Origin of the sequence: Streptomyces sp. NPDC053069 (assembly GCF_044546895.1) — a bacterium.
In the GTDB taxonomy this organism is placed as follows: domain Bacteria; phylum Actinomycetota; class Actinomycetes; order Streptomycetales; family Streptomycetaceae; genus Streptomyces.
Window position 1 is genome coordinate 273,508 of the sequence record NZ_JBITZN010000001.1, and the last position, 16,131, is coordinate 289,638.

Sequence of the window (16,131 nt, forward strand, 5' to 3'; positions counted from 1 at the left end):
CCTCCCGCAGAGCGGCGCCGAGCCTGTACGCCCGTGCCGCCGCGCAGCCCGGCCGTTTGGTACTTCGGCTTGGCCCCAGTGGTGTTATCAAGGGTGTATGGAGGTATTTTCCGGGCGCTCTCCGGGCCCGGAACGTCATCCGCCCGTCGGACCCTCGCGCCGACACCGGGCCTCCCTGCTGGACCTGCGCAGTGCGGCCGGTCAGGTGTTCCTTCTCCAGGTCGTCATCGTGGTCCTGCTGGTCGTGGCCGCGGTGGTGGCCGCGGTGCTCCAGACGGCGCGTGACGCGGTGCAACTGGGTCGCCGTGAGTCGGTCGTCGTGGCCCAGGCGTTCGCGAGTGCGCCCGGCACGGCCGAGGCGCTGCAGAGCCGGGATCCGACAGCGGTGCTGCAGCCGTGGGCCGAGGCGGCGCGGAAGCGCACGGGCGTGGACTTCATCGTCGCCATGAACACCCAGGGGATCCGTTATACGTATCCCTATCCGCAGGAGATCGGGAAGAAGTTCGTCGGCACCATCGCTCCGGCGCTGCAGGGCCGTACCGTCGTCGAGCAGGCCGGTGGGCCGCCTCTGCCCGCGGGCAAGGGAACGGACGTGCAGGCGGTGGTCCCGGTGACCGACTCGCACGGCAAGGTGGTCGGCCTGGTCTCGGCCGGAATCACGGTCAAGAACGTGTCGGCACTGTGGATGCCGCAGCTGCCGATCATCCTGGGCAGCGGCGCCGTCGCGCTGGCGCTGGCCATGACGGGCACGACGCTCGTGTCCCGGCGGCTGCGCCGGCAGACGCACGGCCTGGCCCCGGTGGAGCTGGCAGAGCTGTACGAGCACCATGACGCGGTGCTGCACTCGGTGCGGGAAGGAGTGCTGATCACCGGAGCCGACGGACGGCTGCTGCTGGCCAACGACGAGGCGACGCGGCTGCTGGGACTGCCGGCGGACGCGCGCGGGCGCCCGGTGCCGGAACTGGGCCTGCCGGAGCCGATCACGCGTCTGCTGTCGTCGCCGGAGACGGTCACCGACGAGCTGCATCCCGCCGGGGACCGGTTGCTGCTGGTGAACAAGCGGCCGACCTACCCGCACGCCGACCGGGGAGGCAGCGTGGTGACCCTGCGGGACACCACGGAGCTGGCGGCGGTCTCGGTGCGGGCCGAGATGGCGCGGGAGCGGCTGGAGCTGCTGTACGAGGCCGGGGTGGGGATCGGGACCACGCTGGACGTGGAGCGTACCGCCCAGGAGCTGGCCGACGTGGCGGCACCCCAGTTCGCCGACCTCGTGACGGTGGACCTGCTGGAGGCGGTGCTGCGGGGGTGGGAGCCCACGGCGGAGGGCTGGCGGCAGCTGCGCCGGACGGCGATCGGCGGCGACCGGCAGATGATGCCGGTGTATCCGCCGGGCGAAGTGATCACGTTCTCGGCCCGGACCCCGCAGATGCGGACGCTGCAGGAACGGCGGGTCATGCTGGAGGCGGACCTGCGGGAGGCACACGGCTGGCGGGAACAGGATCCGGAGCGCGCCCGCAAGGCCCTGGAGTGCGGGTTGCGCTCGCTGGTGACCGTGCCCCTGCGGGCGCGGAACGTGGCGCTGGGCGTGGTGAACTTCTACCGGACGGCGGACTCCGCGGCGTTCGAGCCGGAGGATCTCACCTTCGCCGAGGAACTGACCGCGCGGGCGGCCGTGGCCATCGACAACGCCCGCAGATTCACCCGCGAGCACGCGATGGCGGTGACGCTGCAGCGCAGCCTGCTGCCACGGGGGCAGCCGGAGCAGGACGCGCTGGAGGTGGCCTGGCGGTATCTGCCCGCGGAGGCGGGAGTGGGCGGCGACTGGTTCGACATCATTCCGCTTCCGGGCGCCCGCGTGGCTCTGGTGATGGGTGATGTCGTCGGCCGCGGGCTGCACGCGGCGGCGACCATGGGCCGGCTGCGCACCGCGGTGCACAACTTCTCCACCCTGGACCTGCCCGTGGACGAGGTGCTCGGGAACCTGGACGACCTGGTCATCCGCATCGACAACGAGGAGAACACGGACGATGCCGCGGCGGGCGGCGAGGGTGAGGGCGTGACCGGGGCGACCTGCCTCTACGCGGTCTACGACCCGGTGGCGGGGGTCTGCACGATGGCCCGCGCGGGACATCCGGAACCGGTGGTGCTGCACCCGGACGGGACGGTCACCTGTGCCGGCGTGCCGGCTTCCACGCCGCTCGGCCTGGGCGGCCACCCGTTCGAGACCGCGGAGGTGTCCCTGCCCGAGGGCTCACAGCTGGTGCTGTACACCGACGGCCTCGTGGAGGACCGCACCCACGACATCGACGCGGGGATGGAGCGGCTGCGCCGGGCCTTGGACGGATCCGGGGGCCGTACTCCGGAGGAGACGTGCCAGGCGGTGATCGACGCGCTGAAGCCGTCACCTGCCTGCGACGACATCGCGCTGCTGACGGCACGTACCCGGAGGTTCCCGTCCTCCCGTGTGGCCGAGTGGGACGTGCCGCAGGACCCGGCGCTGGTGCCCTCGGTACGGGCGCGCTGCAGGGAGACATTGCGGCAATGGGGGCTGGAGGAGACGGGATTCGCCACGGAACTGATCCTCAGCGAGCTGGTCACGAACGCGATCCGGTACGGCTCGCCGCCGGTCAGGGTGCGGTTGCTGCACGGACGCTGTCTGATCTGCGAGGTGTCGGACGGCAGCGGCACCTCGCCCCGCCTGCGGCGGGCGGCGACCACGGACGAGGGCGGACGGGGGCTGTTCCTGGTGGCGCAGTTCGCCCAGCGGTGGGGAACGCGGTACACGCCCCGTGGCAAGGTCATCTGGGCGGAGCAGCAGCTTCTCGACGCCGGCCCGGCAGCCCGCACGGGCCCCACACCGGTCGACTTCCTGCTCGACCAGTTCGACGATCCCGACGCCTGAGCCCGCGGGCCTCCGAGCGCCCGCCGGGCCGGAACGGCGACCGGGACGACCAGGGCGACCGGGACGACCAGAAGGGCACGCCGGACGGGACGCCGCCGCATGATGCCGGCGCTCTCTTCCCGTCCGGGGCCGCTTCCGGGCGTCGTTCAATGCTGGGCGCGGGCCAGCAGGAGGGCGACGTCGTCGCCGGCCCTGGGCCGGAGGGTCTCCAGCACCCGGTCGCACGTGTCTCCCAGATCCCGGGCGGCCGTCGCGGTCAGGGCGTCGCGGAGGATGCCGAGGCGGGCGTCGATCGGGTCGCCGCGCGTTTCGACCAGTCCGTCGGTGTAGAGAGCGAGTTGATCGCCGGGGCGGAAGGGGAAGGCCGTCGTCTCGAAGGCCCATCCGCCGACGCCCAGTGGCACGCCGGAGGGGACGTCGAGCAGCTCGGCCGGCCGGCCGGACCGGACGAGGGCCGGAGGCAGATGACCGGCCAGGCTGATGCGGCACTCGCCCCGCTCGGGGTCGTACCGGCAGTAGACGCAGGTGGCGATGGTGTGCTCCACGTCCTCGGCCAGATGGTCGAGGTGACGGAGAACCGCGGCCGGGTCGAGGTCCAGCTCGGCGAAGGCGCGGGTGGCGCTGCGCAGTTGGCCCATGCTGGCGGCAGCGTTGATGCCGCTGCCCATCACGTCCCCGACGACCAGCGCGGTCCTGTCGCCCGGCAGGCGCACGGCGTCGAACCAGTCTCCGCCGATCTCGCTGACGGCTCCGGCCGGCCGATAACGGCAGGCGATCTCCAGTCCGGGCAGGCGGGACGGCAGCTCGGGCAGCAGGCGGCGCTGGAGGGTGAGGGCGGTGTCGCGCACGCTCTGGTACCAGCGGGCGTTGTCGACGCACGTCGCGGCACGGCCGGCCAGCTCGCAGGCGAGGAGCGTGTCGTCCTCGTCGAACGGCGCGGGCGTGCGGACGCGTCCGAGGCTGAGCGCCCCCAGGACCTCTCCGCGGGCCAGCAGCGGCACCGCGAGGTAGGAATGCACGCCGGCCGCCTCCAGAAGGGCGGCGGCCTCGCCGGTGCGGGCGATGTGCCGCAGGTCCCCGCGGGTGGTCTCGGCCACCAGCACCGGCCTGCGGGTGCGCACACACCGGGTGATCAGACGGTCGCTGTCGTACGTGGCGAGGTCGCCGGGAACATCGGCCGCCGCCTGTGCCGCCTCGCCGGCGGGTGCCGCGGCGACGGCGGCGACACGGAAGCGGGCGGGGCCGCTCTCCGACGGGGTGCGTCCGCGCAGCACGCTGTCGAGCACGTGCACCGCGGCCACGTCGGCCAGGTCCGGTACGACCACACCGGCCAGCTCACGTGCCGTCCGCTCCACGTCGAGGGTCGTACCGATGGAGGCGGAGGCGTGGGCGATCAGGGCCAGACGGTTCCGGGCGCGTGTCGCCGCCAGGGTGGCCTCATGGCGTTCGGTGATGTCGATGACGGATGTGGCCAGACCGATCACCCGGCCGGTGGCGTCGTCCAGCCGGTGGTACGACACCGACCAGGCGTACTCTCGGTCCTGGTCGGCGCTGGTGCGGCCGACGACGTACCGGTCGGACACCGGCTGTCCGGTCTCCAGGACCTGGCGCATACGGGCTTCGATGGCATCGGCGTCCAGAAAGGTCAGGACCTCGCGGACCCGCCGGCCCAGATGTTCGGCGGCGGGGAGTCCGTGGATGCGCTCCAGCGCCGGGTTCACGGTCACGTAGCGCAGGTCGGGATCGAGGATGGCCAGGCCGATCGGGGACTGGGAGACCAGACGCGCCGAGAGGGCCACGCCCCGCTCGACCCGTGCCACCGTCGCCTGGTCCACGGCCAGCCCCAGGGCGTAGGTGTCCCCGAGATCGTCGAGCAGCCGCATGTTGCGGAACTCCACCAGCCGCTTACTGCCGTCCTTGTGCCGGACCGGAAAGGCCCCGGCCCAGTCCGCGCCGGACTCCATGACCTCGGCGAACAGCGCGATCACCTGGTCCCAGTGCTCCTCGTGGACCAGCAGCCGCGCCGCGAACCGCCCCAGCGCCTCCTGCGCGCTGTAGCCGAACAACTCCTCCGCCTGCGGGCTCCAGAACACCACGCGTCCCTGCGTGTCCAGGACCACCGCTGCGACGCTCAGCAGGTCGAGCAGGCCGGTGGGCGACGAGCCGGCACCGGGCAGGGGCCGGTCCGGGGCGCCGGACTGCGAGGGGCCCGTCCTGCCGCCCATAGGTCGTTCTCCTCTCCCCTCGGCGGGAGCCCGCCGCCTCGGCGACTTACTGCCTTCTTCCTTCATAGTCACCGCCTTCCGGGCGGCGTGCCTCCCAGCGAGCCGGGACCTGCGCCCCCTGCTTGCTCCCCAGTCACATCAGGGAGGTCCCGTGTCGCCAACGGCCGGCGGCGGAGGCTCGCCGAAGCGGACGTCGATCTTCTCGAAGCCCTTGAAGGACTCCGTGGTCGCGTAGGACCGGTAGGCGCGCACGTCGCCCCTGGCGAGGTGGACGTGATCGGTGAAAGGTGTCAGCAGGCTGCGCGGCCACAGTCGCAGGCAGCGGACGGCGATGATCTCCGCTGTCGTCAGGTACACCGTGGCGGCGAGGTAGATCCAGGCGAGCAGGCCGAGCACGATGCCGAACATGCCGTAGGTCGCCGTGGTGCCCCGCAGCACGTGCCCGACGTAGTAGGAACCGCCCCACTGCAGTGCCTGCCACGCGCAGGCGGCTCCCAGGGCCGGGCCGTACGTCACGCGCAGCGGCAGCTTGCGTCTGGTCATCAGCCGGTAACTCAGCAGCAGGAGGGCGGCGTCGGCGGCGACCGCCAGGGCTGCGACGGCGATTCTGATGCCGATGGCCAGGCGGGTTCCGAAGATGGTGGCAGCGGATTCAGCGGTGGACAGTGCGGTCGTCAGGCACAGGCCTGCCGCGAGCAGGAGCAGGAAGTACAGGCTCCGCACCCGTGAGCGCAGCGGGTCGGGACGGGCATGGCGCGGCACTGCGAAGATCTTGTTCAGTGCGTGCTGCACCGCCTGGGCGATCCCCAGGGCGCCGTACACGCTGCCCGTGACACCTACCGCGACGGCGGCGCTGCTGCCGTGGAACGAGTGGATGTTGTGGCCGAGTTGGTCGCCGATCACCGGGAACTCGCTCAGTGCCGAGTGCAGCATCGAGTGCTGCAGCTGCGGATTGCCGTGCAGGGCGGCGCTGAGGATCGCCACCAGGAACAGCAGCAGCGGGAAGAGGGAGACGAAGCCGTAGTAGGCCATCAGCGCGGCCAGGTAGGTGGCCTGGTCGTCGAAGAACTTGTACACGACCGCGAGCGGCATCCCCGCCCACCGGTGCCGTCTCTGATATCGGTCCAGCCGGGCCAGCGCGTCCATGTGCCCTCCCACGCCCTCGGGTGCGGGTCCGCACGTCAGCGGAACACCTCAGCATTCCCGTGCCCCGGCCGGGCTCTCCCACACCGCCGCTCGTGGGAGTCGCCGGGGGCTGCCGGGACCGGTCGGCCGGCACGGGCCGAGGTCGCGCCTACCACCAGACGCCGGCTCGCAGGGCCGCCCAGGTGGCGGGGCCCACGATGCCGTCGGGGGTGAGCCCGGCGTGCTGCTGGACCACGATGACCGCGCTTACGGTCCGGGGGCCGTAGAGGCCGTCGACGGGCAGCGGCGGGCGGTAGCTGGTGTTGGCGTCGATCAGGCACTGCACTTCGGCCACCCGCCGGTCCGGATAGGTCTTGCCGGACTGCACCGGTCCGATGCCGGAGTAGTAGCTGCAGGTGGCGAGAGTCCCGGCTGCTGCGGCGGGCGTACGGGCCGGTGCCGCTGCGGATGGCTCCGCGGCGGCAACACCGCCGGCGAGCAGCAGCGCGGTCAAGGTGAGCAGGGCACGGTGCGGTGAGGCCATGATCCGACTCCTTGTCCTGGGATCGGGGGTGCGGTGGCGAGGCGGGCGCGTGACGGTCGTCGGCGGATTCGGGCCGGGGCCGGAGGAAGCGGACACGGCGGTCCGGCACGGGCGTGTCGCCGTTTCGCGTCCGCGCCGGGCGCCGGCAAGGCGCAGCGCCATGCCTGTGCGGGGCCGGACACGCCGCAGCCCCGGCGGGAGGCTGCGGCGTGCGGCCGGCGTCGGCAGCCGGGCGGCGAGTGCCGGGCCGGAGCGCTGCCGCCTTCCGGCCCGGCAGCGCCGGTCACTTGTGGCAGTCGATGTCGTTCAGCCACCACCGGTCCAGCGCGGACCAGGTGTTCGGGCCGATGATGCCGTCGGCGTGGAGGCCGGCGCACTGCTGGAACGCCACGACGGCGCTCTTGGTGCCCGAGCCGAAGATGCCGTCCACGTTGACCCTGCGGTCCAGGACGCTGTTGAGCTGGCACTGGGCCTGCTTGACGGCCGTACCCGTGGAGCCGACGGAGAGTTGCGGCTCGGCCGTGGTGTAGGTGCAGGTGAAGTGGTGGGGCTGGACCGGGGCGGCGGTGGCCGCCGGAGCGCCGGCGATCAGGCCGCCACCGCCCAGCAGGACCGCGCTGGTGAGCAGTGCGACGCGGGAGCGCAACGACAGCATGCATACCTCCGATGGGAGAGGGCCGGGCGCCCGAGCACGGCGGGCGCCGGGGCCCGGAAGGGAAGAGGACGTGGGTGGCCGACGTCGCCCCCCGAAGCGTTGTCCGTCGCCGGCCAGGCATCAGGTTTCCGGGTGGCCTGGTTGTTGCGCACCCGCCTGCCACCGCCTGCAACAAAATTCCAAAGGCGGGTGTCCGCGGCAGTGGTTGGCCGAAAAGTGCAGGTCAACAGGCTTGTAGCCATCTGAGTGGCGCGCGTAGGTTGTGGCCCGCTGCAATGCGTCGACGGGGAGGCGAGGCAGGAATGGGCCGCCGTGAAGGCCAACTGGATCCGGCGTCAGGCCCGGCTCAGGCCTTCGCCTTCGAGCTGCGCAAGCTGCGTCAGGAAGCGGGAGGCCCCACCTACCGAGCCATGGCGCAGCGCACGTCGTACTCGGCGGCCACGCTGTCACGGGCGGCTGCAGGCGAGCAGTTGCCGTCCCTCGCGGTGGCGCTGGCCTATGTGCAAGCGTGCGGCGCGGATGCCGCGGAGTGGGAACAACGCTGGCGCGCGGCGGCCGGGGAGGTTGCCGCCGGTGCACGGCATGGCGACGACGCGCGGTCGCCGTACCGGGGTCTGGCCCGCTTCGAGACGGGCGACCAGGACGTGTTCTTCGGCCGGGACGAGCTCACTGCTCAGCTCGCCGAGCGGGTGTACGCCCACCGCCTGGTCGCCGTGGTGGGCCCTTCGGGCAGCGGCAAGTCCTCGCTGCTGCGCGCGGGACTGATCCCCCTCCTCCAGAACGAGGAGTCCCCGGACCGCCGGCCGGCGGCCATCCGCATCCTCACCCCCGGGCCCCGGCCCATGTCCGCCCACACCGCTGCGATGCGGGTGAGCCGGGAGCCCGGGGACACGGTCGTCGTGGTCGACCAGTTCGAGGAACTGTTCACCCTGTGCACCGACCCGGCTGAACGCGAGGCCTGCATCGGCCTGCTCCTGACCGCGCTGGAACCCGGGAGCGGGGTGAGGGTCCTGCTCTCGGTGCGGGCCGACTTCTTCGGCCGCTGTGCGGAACACCCCGCACTGGCCGCGGCGCTGCGCGAGGCCACCGTGCTCGTCGGGCCCATGAGCCCGGCCGAACTCCGGCAGGCCATCGTCAGGCCGGCGATGGCTGCGGGGCTGATCGTGGAGCGGGAACTGACCACGAGGATCGTCGAGGAGGTCTCGGGGAATCCCGGCGGGCTGCCCCTGATGTCCCACGCCCTGCTGGAGACCTGGCGCCGTCGCCGAGGCCGCGCTCTGACCCTGTCCTCGTACGAGGCGGCAGGCGGCGTCCAGGGGGCCGTCTCCCGTACCGCAGAAGAGCTCTACACCCAGCTGCCCGCTCACCAGGCCGGCTACGTCCGAAGAATCCTGCTGCGCCTGATCACTCCCGGTGAAGGGGCGCAGGACACTTGCCGCCCGGCGGACCGTGCGGAACTGGCCGCCCACGGCTCCCCGTTCGCCGCTGACACGCTTGAGCGGCTGGTGAGAGCACGGCTGGTCGCTGTCGACGGCGACACCGTCCACCTGGCACACGAAGCCCTCATCACCGCTTGGCCCAGGTTGCGGAGCTGGATCGACGACGCCCGTGAGCGCCTGCTGGTGCACCGGCGCCTCACCGAAGCCGCCCGCGCCTGGAATGCGCTGGACCGCGACCCGGGCGCCCTGTATCGCGGCGTCCGCCTGGCGGCAGCAGAGGCAGTCTTCGGCGACCCGGCCTCGGCCGGGGAACTGACGTGCTGGGAACGGGACTTCCTCATCAGCAGTACGACGGCTCGTGACCGCGAACACCGCGCGGCCGCCCGCACGACCCGACGTCTGCGCCGGCTCACCGCCATGCTGTCCGCCCTGCTCGTGGTGGCCGTCACCGCGGGTCTGGTCGCATGGAACCAGTACCGCACGAGCGAACACCGGCGTCAGGAGGCGCTCGCCGCACAGAGCATCGCCCTGTCCCGCCAGCTGGCCGCGCAGTCGGCCGCCCTGTTGGGCGACGACCCCGATCTGGCCTCGCTCCTGGCCGTCCAGGCGTATCGGATCCGCCCCACCGCTGAGGCCACCTCAAGCCTGTACGCCGCGGCGGCCCTTCCGCTGCGACACCGTCTGACCGGACACAGAGATCCGGTACAGGCGGTGGTGTTCAGCCCCGACGGCCGCACGGTGGCCACCGGCCATGCCGACGGCACGGTGCAACTCCGGGACGCACACACGGGTGCCCTGCGCGCAGGGTTCCCCGGCTCCGCCGGCGGCGCTCACACGGTCGCCTACCGGCCGGACGGCGAACTTCTGACTGCTGACGACAGCAACGGAACGTTGCGCGTGCGGAACGTGTCGACCGGCAGGGCATGGACCGCCGCGGACTGCAGGGCGGACTCGGTACCGATGGCGTTCAGCCCCGACGGCCGCTCCCTGGCCGTCGGGTGCTCCGACGGCCGGGTCGCACTGCGGGACGTGGCCACGGGCGCGGTCCGTACGACCCTCCGCGTCTCAGCCTCCGGAGTGGGCGCCCTCGCCTACAGTCCGGACAGCCGCCTCCTGGCGGTCGGTGACGCGCACGGCAGGATACGGGTGTGCGAGCTGCCCGGCGCCGCGATTCGAGCTGTCCGCTCCGGGGGGCTGGGTCCTGTGACATCGATGGCCTTCAGCCCGGACGGCCGCTTACTGGCCACCGGTGATCTGGGGGGCCTGGTGCAGCTGTCGGACACCGTGACGGGCGCACCGCGCGCCCGCCTCGCCGGCCATCACGGACCTGTGCGCGCGGTGGTGTTCGGCCCGGACGGGCGCGTGGCAGCCACCGGCAGTGACGACGACACGGTGCGGCTGTGGGATGCGGCCACCGGCAAGAACCGGGCCGTCTTCACCGGGCACTCCGACAGTGTGTCCTCCGTGTCGTTCAGCCCCGACGGGAGCACCCTGGCCTCCGGTGGCCGGGATCGTACCGTCCGCCTGTGGGATGCCACCGAGGGGCAGGCCGAGGTGGCCGGGGAGGAGACGACCACCGTGTCGGCGATGATGTTCACGGCTGATGCGCGCACGGTGGAAGTGGGTGATGTCGGCGGAGTGGTGCGGGACTGGGATGCGGTCGGCGAACAGGTCCGCAACGCCCGCACCGTGGGCTTCGGCCCGGTGGTGTCGCTGAGTCTTCGTACGGACCGCCATGTGATGTCCACCGTGACCAGTGCCGACGGTTCCACCGTGCAGGTGTGGGACATGACCGACCGCACGCTGCGAACGACGGTGCGCTGCCGGCCCCGGTCCGACGCATGCATCGCGGCGGCCCTCAGCCCCGACGGCCGGCTCCTCGCCACGGGGGGCACGGGTACGACCGTGGGGTTGTGGGACGTGGCCACCGGCAAGCGCCGAGGCGTTGTTCCGGGGCACACCGATGTCGTCGTCGCTCTTGCGTTCAGTCGCGATGGGCACACGCTCGTGTCCGCCGCCGCCGACGGCACACTGCGGCTGTGGGACACGGCCAGGGGGAAGGACAGCGCCATCCTCAGGGACATGGCCTCGTCGGTGGCGCTGAGCCCGGACGGCCGTACTCTCGCCGCCGGCCACGACAACGGCACGGTCCGTCTCTGGGACCTTTCCACGCGAACGGTCCGCGGCACTCTCGCAGGACAGCAGTCATCCGTGCATGCACTGGCCTTCGGCCCCGATCAACGCACACTGATCGCAAGTGGCGAAGACGGCAGGATCCAACGATGGAAACTGACTCTGCCCGGTCCGGCCGAAGCGATCGACATGATCTGCCGAGCCGTCGACCGGGATTTCACACAACAGGAACGCCACCAATATCTGCACGGCCGGCCGCAGCACCAGGTATGCGTGCCGACATAGCCCCGCGTATTCTTGAAATGCGATATCTCCGGCTCGAACGGAGGAGCCTTTCATGACCACCAGAGGCATCGACGTGTCGTCGGTCCAGCCGGACAGATACGACGTCTCAGGGCTCGACTTCGTGTTCATAAAGATAACAGAGGGTCACACCTACACGAATCCCAAATGGGTCGCCCAGAGGGAGACCGCTCGCCGCGCCGGACTGGTCACCGGCTTCTACCACTTCGCCCGCCCGGGACCGTACGAGGTTCAGGCCGACTACTTTCTGTCGAAGATCAAACTCGCGGACGGTGACATCCTCGCTCTGGACTGGGAGGACCCGGAAATATCGGGCGCCTGGAAGGACGCATGGATCAAACGGGTGCAGCACAAAGCGCCCGGCCACAAGGTGATCCTGTACTGCAACCGTGACTTCTGGCTGACCCGCGACACGACCTCGTTCGCCGGTGACGGCCTGTGGATCGCTCAATACAACGGCCATCCCGGAAAGCCCGACATCCGGCATCCCTGGGTCTTCCACCAGTACACCGACCATCCCGTGGACAGGGATCTCGGGAACTTCAGGGACAAGGCGGAGCTGGTCGCATGGTGCTGACCACCGGCTCCCGCTGATCACTCGCGGCTCTGCGGCGGCGCGGCATGCACGACCCGCTGGGCCGTGTTGGAAATGCCCTTGATCCCGAAGTACGCGGTGGTCATGCTGGTCACCGCGGTGAAGGCACTGCTGAGAATCGCCACCGAGTCCCGAGTGTCGCGCGTCCACCAAATACCCAGAACCGCGGCGACCGTGATGGCCAGGTCCCCGACCAGCACAGCGACGCACCCGGTCAAGGACCGTGTTTTCTCGACACTTTCGCTGATCACGCTGGACGAAGCCGGCGAAGACATCATGACCCCCAGGGTGTGGCGAATCCGGCTAGAGTTTCTGCGCGTGCCGATCGCCGAGCGATCGCAGAACGAATCATCGCCGGAGCCTGCCCGCCGACCGAACGGACGCGCCGGGCCGGTAGCCTGCTTGGCCGCCGAGCAGGGTGCTCGCGGGTTGTCCGGCGCGTCCGATTCTGGGTTACTTCACATCAGAAACGGATGGCACCACCACGCCGTAGAGTTCCGTGATCGTCGCGAGAGCGCCGTCATGAATCTGCTGGGCGGCCAGTGTGGCACCGGCCGCCTTCATCGTGGACAGGGAACGGGTCGCGCAGGCGCCGGCGACGACAGTCGGACGGTCGCCCCGCAGGAATGCCCCCTGGGCGGTGAACAGGACGCACATGTTGGTCATGAACCCGGCGAGGATGACGTTCTTGCGGCCGGCCTTCTCGACCAGCTCTCCGAGGTCGGTGTCGTGGTAGGCGTTGGGAACGCTCTTGACGACAATCGCCTCGCCCTCGATCGGCGCGACGTCCGGGTGGATCCGGCCACCCTCGGAGTCGGTGTCGTAGCCCGCGTCCTGAACGTGGATGACCGGGGCACCCGCCTCACGGGCGGCGGCGAGAAGCCTCTTGCCTTCGGCGATGGCCTCGGCGTAGCCGTCCAGTTCCATGACGCCGCCGGTGTAGGTGTTCTGGTAGTCGATCAGAATCACCGTGGCGTCGGCCAGGGAAGCGGGCGTCTCGTCGAAGCCGTTCAGCTCACGCAGGGTCGTCGTAGCCATGGGGAACCACCTTCACATACTGGACAGGTTGTCGCGCCGTGTTTACGACGCTAACACAGGTCGTAAGCAGCGCTATCACCAGCTGTTAACATGAGGGCATGACGACGGCACGAGAGCGCATCCTGGAAGCCACCGTGGAACTACTCGCCGACAAGGACGCGCTGGCGATCTCCACCCGTGCCATCTGCGAACGGGCCAAGGTCGGCGGCCCTGAGATCTACCGCCAGTTCGGAGACAAGCAAGGGCTGCTCGCCGCGGTGGCCGACATCGGCTTCGAACGCTTCCTCGCCGGCAAGAGGCGCAATCCGCGCACCGCTGATCCGGTGGCGGACCTGCGTACGGCCTGGGACAGCCATGTCACGTTCGCGCTGGCCAACCCCCACCTGTACCGGCTGATGTTCACGCCGACGGGGGACCCCAGGCCGCAGGCGGTCAAGGAAGCGCAAGCCCTGCTCCTGGCGGCTCTGCGGCGGTGCGGCGATGCCGGGCGACTCCGCATGTCCCCCGAACTGGCAGGCCAGTCGATCCTGGCCGCCAACGTGGGGGTGTGCCTGATGATGCTCTCCTTCCCCGACCAGTTCGGGGAGCTGGACGTCTCCACGTCGGTGCGCGACGCCGTGCTCGCAAAGGTCACCGGCGAGGAGCAGGAAGACACCCGGATCAGCGCCGCAATCGTCCTGGCCCGCGCACTGGCCGGCACCCTCACCGGAACGGCACCCGTTGACAGCGCCACCATCGACAGCGTGGCCCGCGCGCTTCGGTCGCAGCCGACCGCCGACCCCCGCTGACACTGCTGCACCGGTCGGCTCAGACGGCAGCGTCGCGCACCTTGGTCACGTGCACGTCCTCCACGCCGAGCAGGCCGACAAGGGGAACCTTCGCGGTGGACTGGTCGGGACTGACTGCCAGACCGGCGCCGCGTATCAGGTCCAGGAGCAGTTCGGCGAGCGGCATCACCATGTGCCTGCCCCAGCAGCGTTCGGAGGAGTGACCGAAGGGAAGGTAGCCGGGGGCGGTGTCGGGGTCGAGGGTGTCCCAGCGCTCCGGACGGAACTCGTGCGGGTCCTCCCACACCTTCGGATCACGATGGGAGAGAAGAGGAAGGACCAGGACGTCGTCGCCCGCGCCGATGCGCCGGTCGACGGCAGGGTATTCGGCACAGGCATTGCGCAGAATGTTCCACGACGGCGGCAGCAGCCGCATGGCCTCGTAGAGGATGTGCCGGTTCGGCGTGCCGGAGTCGAACGGCGAGCCGAGCCACAGCGCGTTCGCGACCAGGGTGGACACCGTGAAGCACACGGGGGCCGCCGCGCGCCGGTACATCCCCATGGCGTACCGGCGTCCGTGATAGCCGGTGGCGGCCGCCGTCAGACCCGCGATACCCGTCACGTGACCGCCACGCCGCCCCACCCGCCCCGGGAGAGCGGCGCCCGCTGCTATCACCGCCCACGTGAGCTTGGGGGTCAGTTCGAGGTTGCGGCTCATCAGAATCCGCAAGCGACTGGGGTCCTGGCCGAGGATGAGATCCCGCAGGAACAGATGCCCCCTGAGGGGCCAGACCCCCGACAGATCGACGCCCTCGGGCCGGGGCCTCTTGAGCGCCTCGCGCACATCACCGCCGATGGTCCGCATCACCGAGGACGCCTCATTGCGCGAAATCGAGCGCCCGTGGAGCGGCTTGAAGGTGGGCCGTTCCGTCTCGGTGGCCCGGCGGGCTGCGAGGATCCTGTCGGCGACCTCATGCCCGGCGACTCCGACGGTGTCGGGTTCGAGCCGGAAGACATCCTGCCCGAGGTGATCCCGGAACAGGGCGGCAAGTCGTGGATGGAACACCGTGCTACGCATGGGGGTCTCCGGGAACGCCGAGGGCCGACGGCGTCGTCCCCGCCGTGCGACGGGGACGACCTCACCGATTTCTACAGGTACCTGTGGGTACGAATCGGCTTAGTACCAGAAGTACCAGGCGCTGGCCTTCAGGCTCTTCTGGGCCGACACCTTGTTGCGAATGGCGAAGAGGAGCTTCATCACTGCACCCCCTTTCAGGGTGGAGACATCACGCACGCTCCCTTGTGAAGACCGTGCGCGCCGACTTCCGGATGCTCCCCCACTGCCATCAACAAATGATCAACGCCCTGGTCAGCCAGGTGCGATCGGTGGATCAGCCTCGGGCGACGAACGTCTTGGCCCTACCGGAGCGGCTGGAGCAGGAGTGCTTTTCCGCAGCGGTCATCTTCCTGGACTTGACCACCACCGCGTTGCTCCGGCCGTCCGTCCCGTTCGGGGCAGGTCCCGTGATGACGTCGGGGACGAACCAGAAGTAGTGACCCCATTTCCGGTCGTCGTAATGGGTCTGCCATGTGCCGGAGACGGTCTGCATCACCTGCGCGCGGGAGAGCCAGCCGACTTCACCGGGCTTCACCGTCATGTTGACGGAGCTGGTCTCCGAGTGGGTGCTCGACCAGGTGTGGCTGTAGGTCGCTGTCACGCTGAGGTCGATGATTCCGGCTATCTTGCCGCCGGCGGTCACGGACACGCCCGCCGAGTCCGTGGACCCTACCGTGTCGGACCAGGTCATCGACTGGGTGGCGGGCGAGGTGCTGCAGTTGTAGAGCGAGTCGGAGACCCGGTGGAAGTCTCCGAGGTACGCCTGGCCCAACTGGGGATCGTTGAAGGTGCACTTCCCTTCGCCCGAGTCGCAGTCGGCCATGAGCTGCGCCCGGGTGGGCTGGTCATCGGCCGAGGCCGGAACGGCCACCGCCGCGACCATGCCCAGGGCAGCCGCTGAGAGCGCCAGGGTTCGTCCGCCGTAGCGCATCCTGCGGTTGTTCGCCATACATGTGCCTTTCGCTGTGCATGAGGGGGGTCGGCGATCACGGGAAGACCGACTGAGACGTCACCGGGATCACCGCCTGTTGCGATCTGGAGCACGCAACAACTGACTTGTGTACACCAAGAGTTGGTGAAATCCCAGTGGCGGGGCGGCCTTGTGCGCCCCGTGTGCCGACATGTCCCGCTCCCCCACCGCACGCGAGAAGGGGGCTGCCCGGGAAGGGCCGCCCCCGGGCTGGTGGGGCGGGCACGCCATAACCGGCGGATGAGGTTGGGGCCCCTCTACCCCGCCCACCCGGGGTGGGCGACATTAACCAACCAGCAGTGGGCCCCGTCGCGGGCG

At 70.4% G+C, this 16,131-nt stretch carries 13 protein-coding genes; 4 read left to right on the forward strand and 9 right to left on the reverse strand.

Annotated features, from left to right (window positions below; all coding sequences use genetic code 11):
- Window positions 1-97: 97 nt before the first annotated feature.
- Window positions 98-2,902 carry a SpoIIE family protein phosphatase gene (locus ACIGXP_RS01230; protein ID WP_399762792.1) on the forward strand — a complete coding sequence of 935 codons (2,805 nt, stop codon included), beginning with the start codon at window positions 98-100 and terminating at the stop codon, window positions 2,900-2,902.
- A 146-nt stretch (window positions 2,903-3,048) separates the two neighbouring features.
- Here the strand turns inward: ACIGXP_RS01230 and ACIGXP_RS01235 are convergent, their stop codons facing one another.
- The 4 genes from ACIGXP_RS01235 to ACIGXP_RS01250 form a co-directional block, all read right to left on the reverse strand.
- A complete protein-coding gene (locus tag ACIGXP_RS01235) occupies window positions 3,049-5,127 on the reverse strand; it encodes a SpoIIE family protein phosphatase (protein WP_399762793.1) in 2,079 nt (692 codons plus the stop codon).
- A 138-nt stretch (window positions 5,128-5,265) separates the two neighbouring features.
- Window positions 5,266-6,273 (reverse strand): YihY/virulence factor BrkB family protein, encoded by a 1,008-nt coding sequence (locus tag ACIGXP_RS01240; protein ID WP_363219136.1) that lies wholly within the window; start codon window positions 6,271-6,273, stop codon window positions 5,266-5,268.
- Between the two features lie 148 nt (window positions 6,274-6,421).
- Complete coding sequence (locus ACIGXP_RS01245) at window positions 6,422-6,796, reverse strand: peptidoglycan-binding protein (protein ID WP_399762795.1); 375 nt, start codon at window positions 6,794-6,796, stop codon at window positions 6,422-6,424.
- Window positions 6,797-7,079: 283 nt separating this feature from the next.
- Window positions 7,080-7,451, reverse strand: a complete 372-nt coding sequence (locus ACIGXP_RS01250) for a peptidoglycan-binding domain-containing protein (RefSeq protein ID WP_363220596.1) — start codon at window positions 7,449-7,451, stop codon at window positions 7,080-7,082.
- Window positions 7,452-7,753: 302 nt separating this feature from the next.
- On the opposite strand from ACIGXP_RS01250, the gene ACIGXP_RS01255 reads away from it, so the two are divergent.
- Together ACIGXP_RS01255 and ACIGXP_RS01260 are read left to right on the forward strand one after the other, a co-directional pair.
- Window positions 7,754-11,308, forward strand: a complete 3,555-nt coding sequence (locus tag ACIGXP_RS01255) for a helix-turn-helix domain-containing protein (RefSeq protein ID WP_399762797.1) — start codon at window positions 7,754-7,756, stop codon at window positions 11,306-11,308.
- Between the two features lie 52 nt (window positions 11,309-11,360).
- Window positions 11,361-11,903, forward strand: a complete 543-nt coding sequence (locus tag ACIGXP_RS01260; protein ID WP_363220598.1) for a glycoside hydrolase family 25 protein — start codon at window positions 11,361-11,363, stop codon at window positions 11,901-11,903.
- A 17-nt stretch (window positions 11,904-11,920) separates the two neighbouring features.
- On the opposite strand, the gene ACIGXP_RS01265 is transcribed toward ACIGXP_RS01260, so the two are convergent.
- Together ACIGXP_RS01265 and ACIGXP_RS01270 are read right to left on the reverse strand one after the other, a co-directional pair.
- Window positions 11,921-12,199, reverse strand: a complete 279-nt coding sequence (locus ACIGXP_RS01265) for a hypothetical protein (RefSeq protein WP_399762799.1) — start codon at window positions 12,197-12,199, stop codon at window positions 11,921-11,923.
- Between the two features lie 175 nt (window positions 12,200-12,374).
- Complete coding sequence (locus ACIGXP_RS01270; protein ID WP_399762801.1) at window positions 12,375-12,959, reverse strand: cysteine hydrolase family protein; 585 nt, start codon at window positions 12,957-12,959, stop codon at window positions 12,375-12,377.
- A gap of 98 nt (window positions 12,960-13,057) precedes the next feature.
- Here ACIGXP_RS01270 and ACIGXP_RS01275 point away from each other — a divergent pair, with 98 nt between their 5' ends.
- Window positions 13,058-13,747, forward strand: a complete 690-nt coding sequence (locus ACIGXP_RS01275) for a TetR/AcrR family transcriptional regulator (RefSeq protein ID WP_399762803.1) — start codon at window positions 13,058-13,060, stop codon at window positions 13,745-13,747.
- Between the two features lie 19 nt (window positions 13,748-13,766).
- Here ACIGXP_RS01275 and ACIGXP_RS01280 read toward each other — a convergent pair whose 3' ends face one another.
- The 3 genes from ACIGXP_RS01280 to ACIGXP_RS01290 all read right to left on the reverse strand — a co-directional run bounded on the left by ACIGXP_RS01280 (window position 13,767) and on the right by ACIGXP_RS01290 (window position 15,792).
- Window positions 13,767-14,804, reverse strand: coding sequence for a cytochrome P450 (locus ACIGXP_RS01280; protein ID WP_399762805.1), 1,038 nt, complete (start codon window positions 14,802-14,804; stop codon window positions 13,767-13,769).
- Between the two features lie 99 nt (window positions 14,805-14,903).
- Window positions 14,904-14,984 carry a tryptorubin family RiPP precursor gene (locus ACIGXP_RS01285; RefSeq protein WP_218161885.1) on the reverse strand — a complete coding sequence of 27 codons (81 nt, stop codon included), beginning with the start codon at window positions 14,982-14,984 and terminating at the stop codon, window positions 14,904-14,906.
- 133 nt (window positions 14,985-15,117) lie between these two features.
- Window positions 15,118-15,792 (reverse strand): hypothetical protein, encoded by a 675-nt coding sequence (locus tag ACIGXP_RS01290; RefSeq protein WP_399762807.1) that lies wholly within the window; start codon window positions 15,790-15,792, stop codon window positions 15,118-15,120.
- Window positions 15,793-16,131 lie beyond the last annotated feature (339 nt).

Coding starts and splice junctions, on each gene's coding strand:
- ACIGXP_RS01230 (WP_399762792.1), top strand. CDS start 98: ATGGAGGTATTTTCCGGGCGCTCTCCGGGCCCGGAACGTCATCCGCCC.
- ACIGXP_RS01235 (WP_399762793.1), bottom strand. CDS start 5,127: ATGGGCGGCAGGACGGGCCCCTCGCAGTCCGGCGCCCCGGACCGGCCC.
- ACIGXP_RS01240 (WP_363219136.1), bottom strand. CDS start 6,273: ATGGACGCGCTGGCCCGGCTGGACCGATATCAGAGACGGCACCGGTGG.
- ACIGXP_RS01245 (WP_399762795.1), bottom strand. CDS start 6,796: ATGGCCTCACCGCACCGTGCCCTGCTCACCTTGACCGCGCTGCTGCTC.
- ACIGXP_RS01250 (WP_363220596.1), bottom strand. CDS start 7,451: ATGCTGTCGTTGCGCTCCCGCGTCGCACTGCTCACCAGCGCGGTCCTG.
- ACIGXP_RS01255 (WP_399762797.1), top strand. CDS start 7,754: ATGGGCCGCCGTGAAGGCCAACTGGATCCGGCGTCAGGCCCGGCTCAG.
- ACIGXP_RS01260 (WP_363220598.1), top strand. CDS start 11,361: ATGACCACCAGAGGCATCGACGTGTCGTCGGTCCAGCCGGACAGATAC.
- ACIGXP_RS01265 (WP_399762799.1), bottom strand. CDS start 12,199: ATGATGTCTTCGCCGGCTTCGTCCAGCGTGATCAGCGAAAGTGTCGAG.
- ACIGXP_RS01270 (WP_399762801.1), bottom strand. CDS start 12,959: ATGGCTACGACGACCCTGCGTGAGCTGAACGGCTTCGACGAGACGCCC.
- ACIGXP_RS01275 (WP_399762803.1), top strand. CDS start 13,058: ATGACGACGGCACGAGAGCGCATCCTGGAAGCCACCGTGGAACTACTC.
- ACIGXP_RS01280 (WP_399762805.1), bottom strand. CDS start 14,804: ATGCGTAGCACGGTGTTCCATCCACGACTTGCCGCCCTGTTCCGGGAT.
- ACIGXP_RS01285 (WP_218161885.1), bottom strand. CDS start 14,984: ATGAAGCTCCTCTTCGCCATTCGCAACAAGGTGTCGGCCCAGAAGAGC.
- ACIGXP_RS01290 (WP_399762807.1), bottom strand. CDS start 15,792: ATGGCGAACAACCGCAGGATGCGCTACGGCGGACGAACCCTGGCGCTC.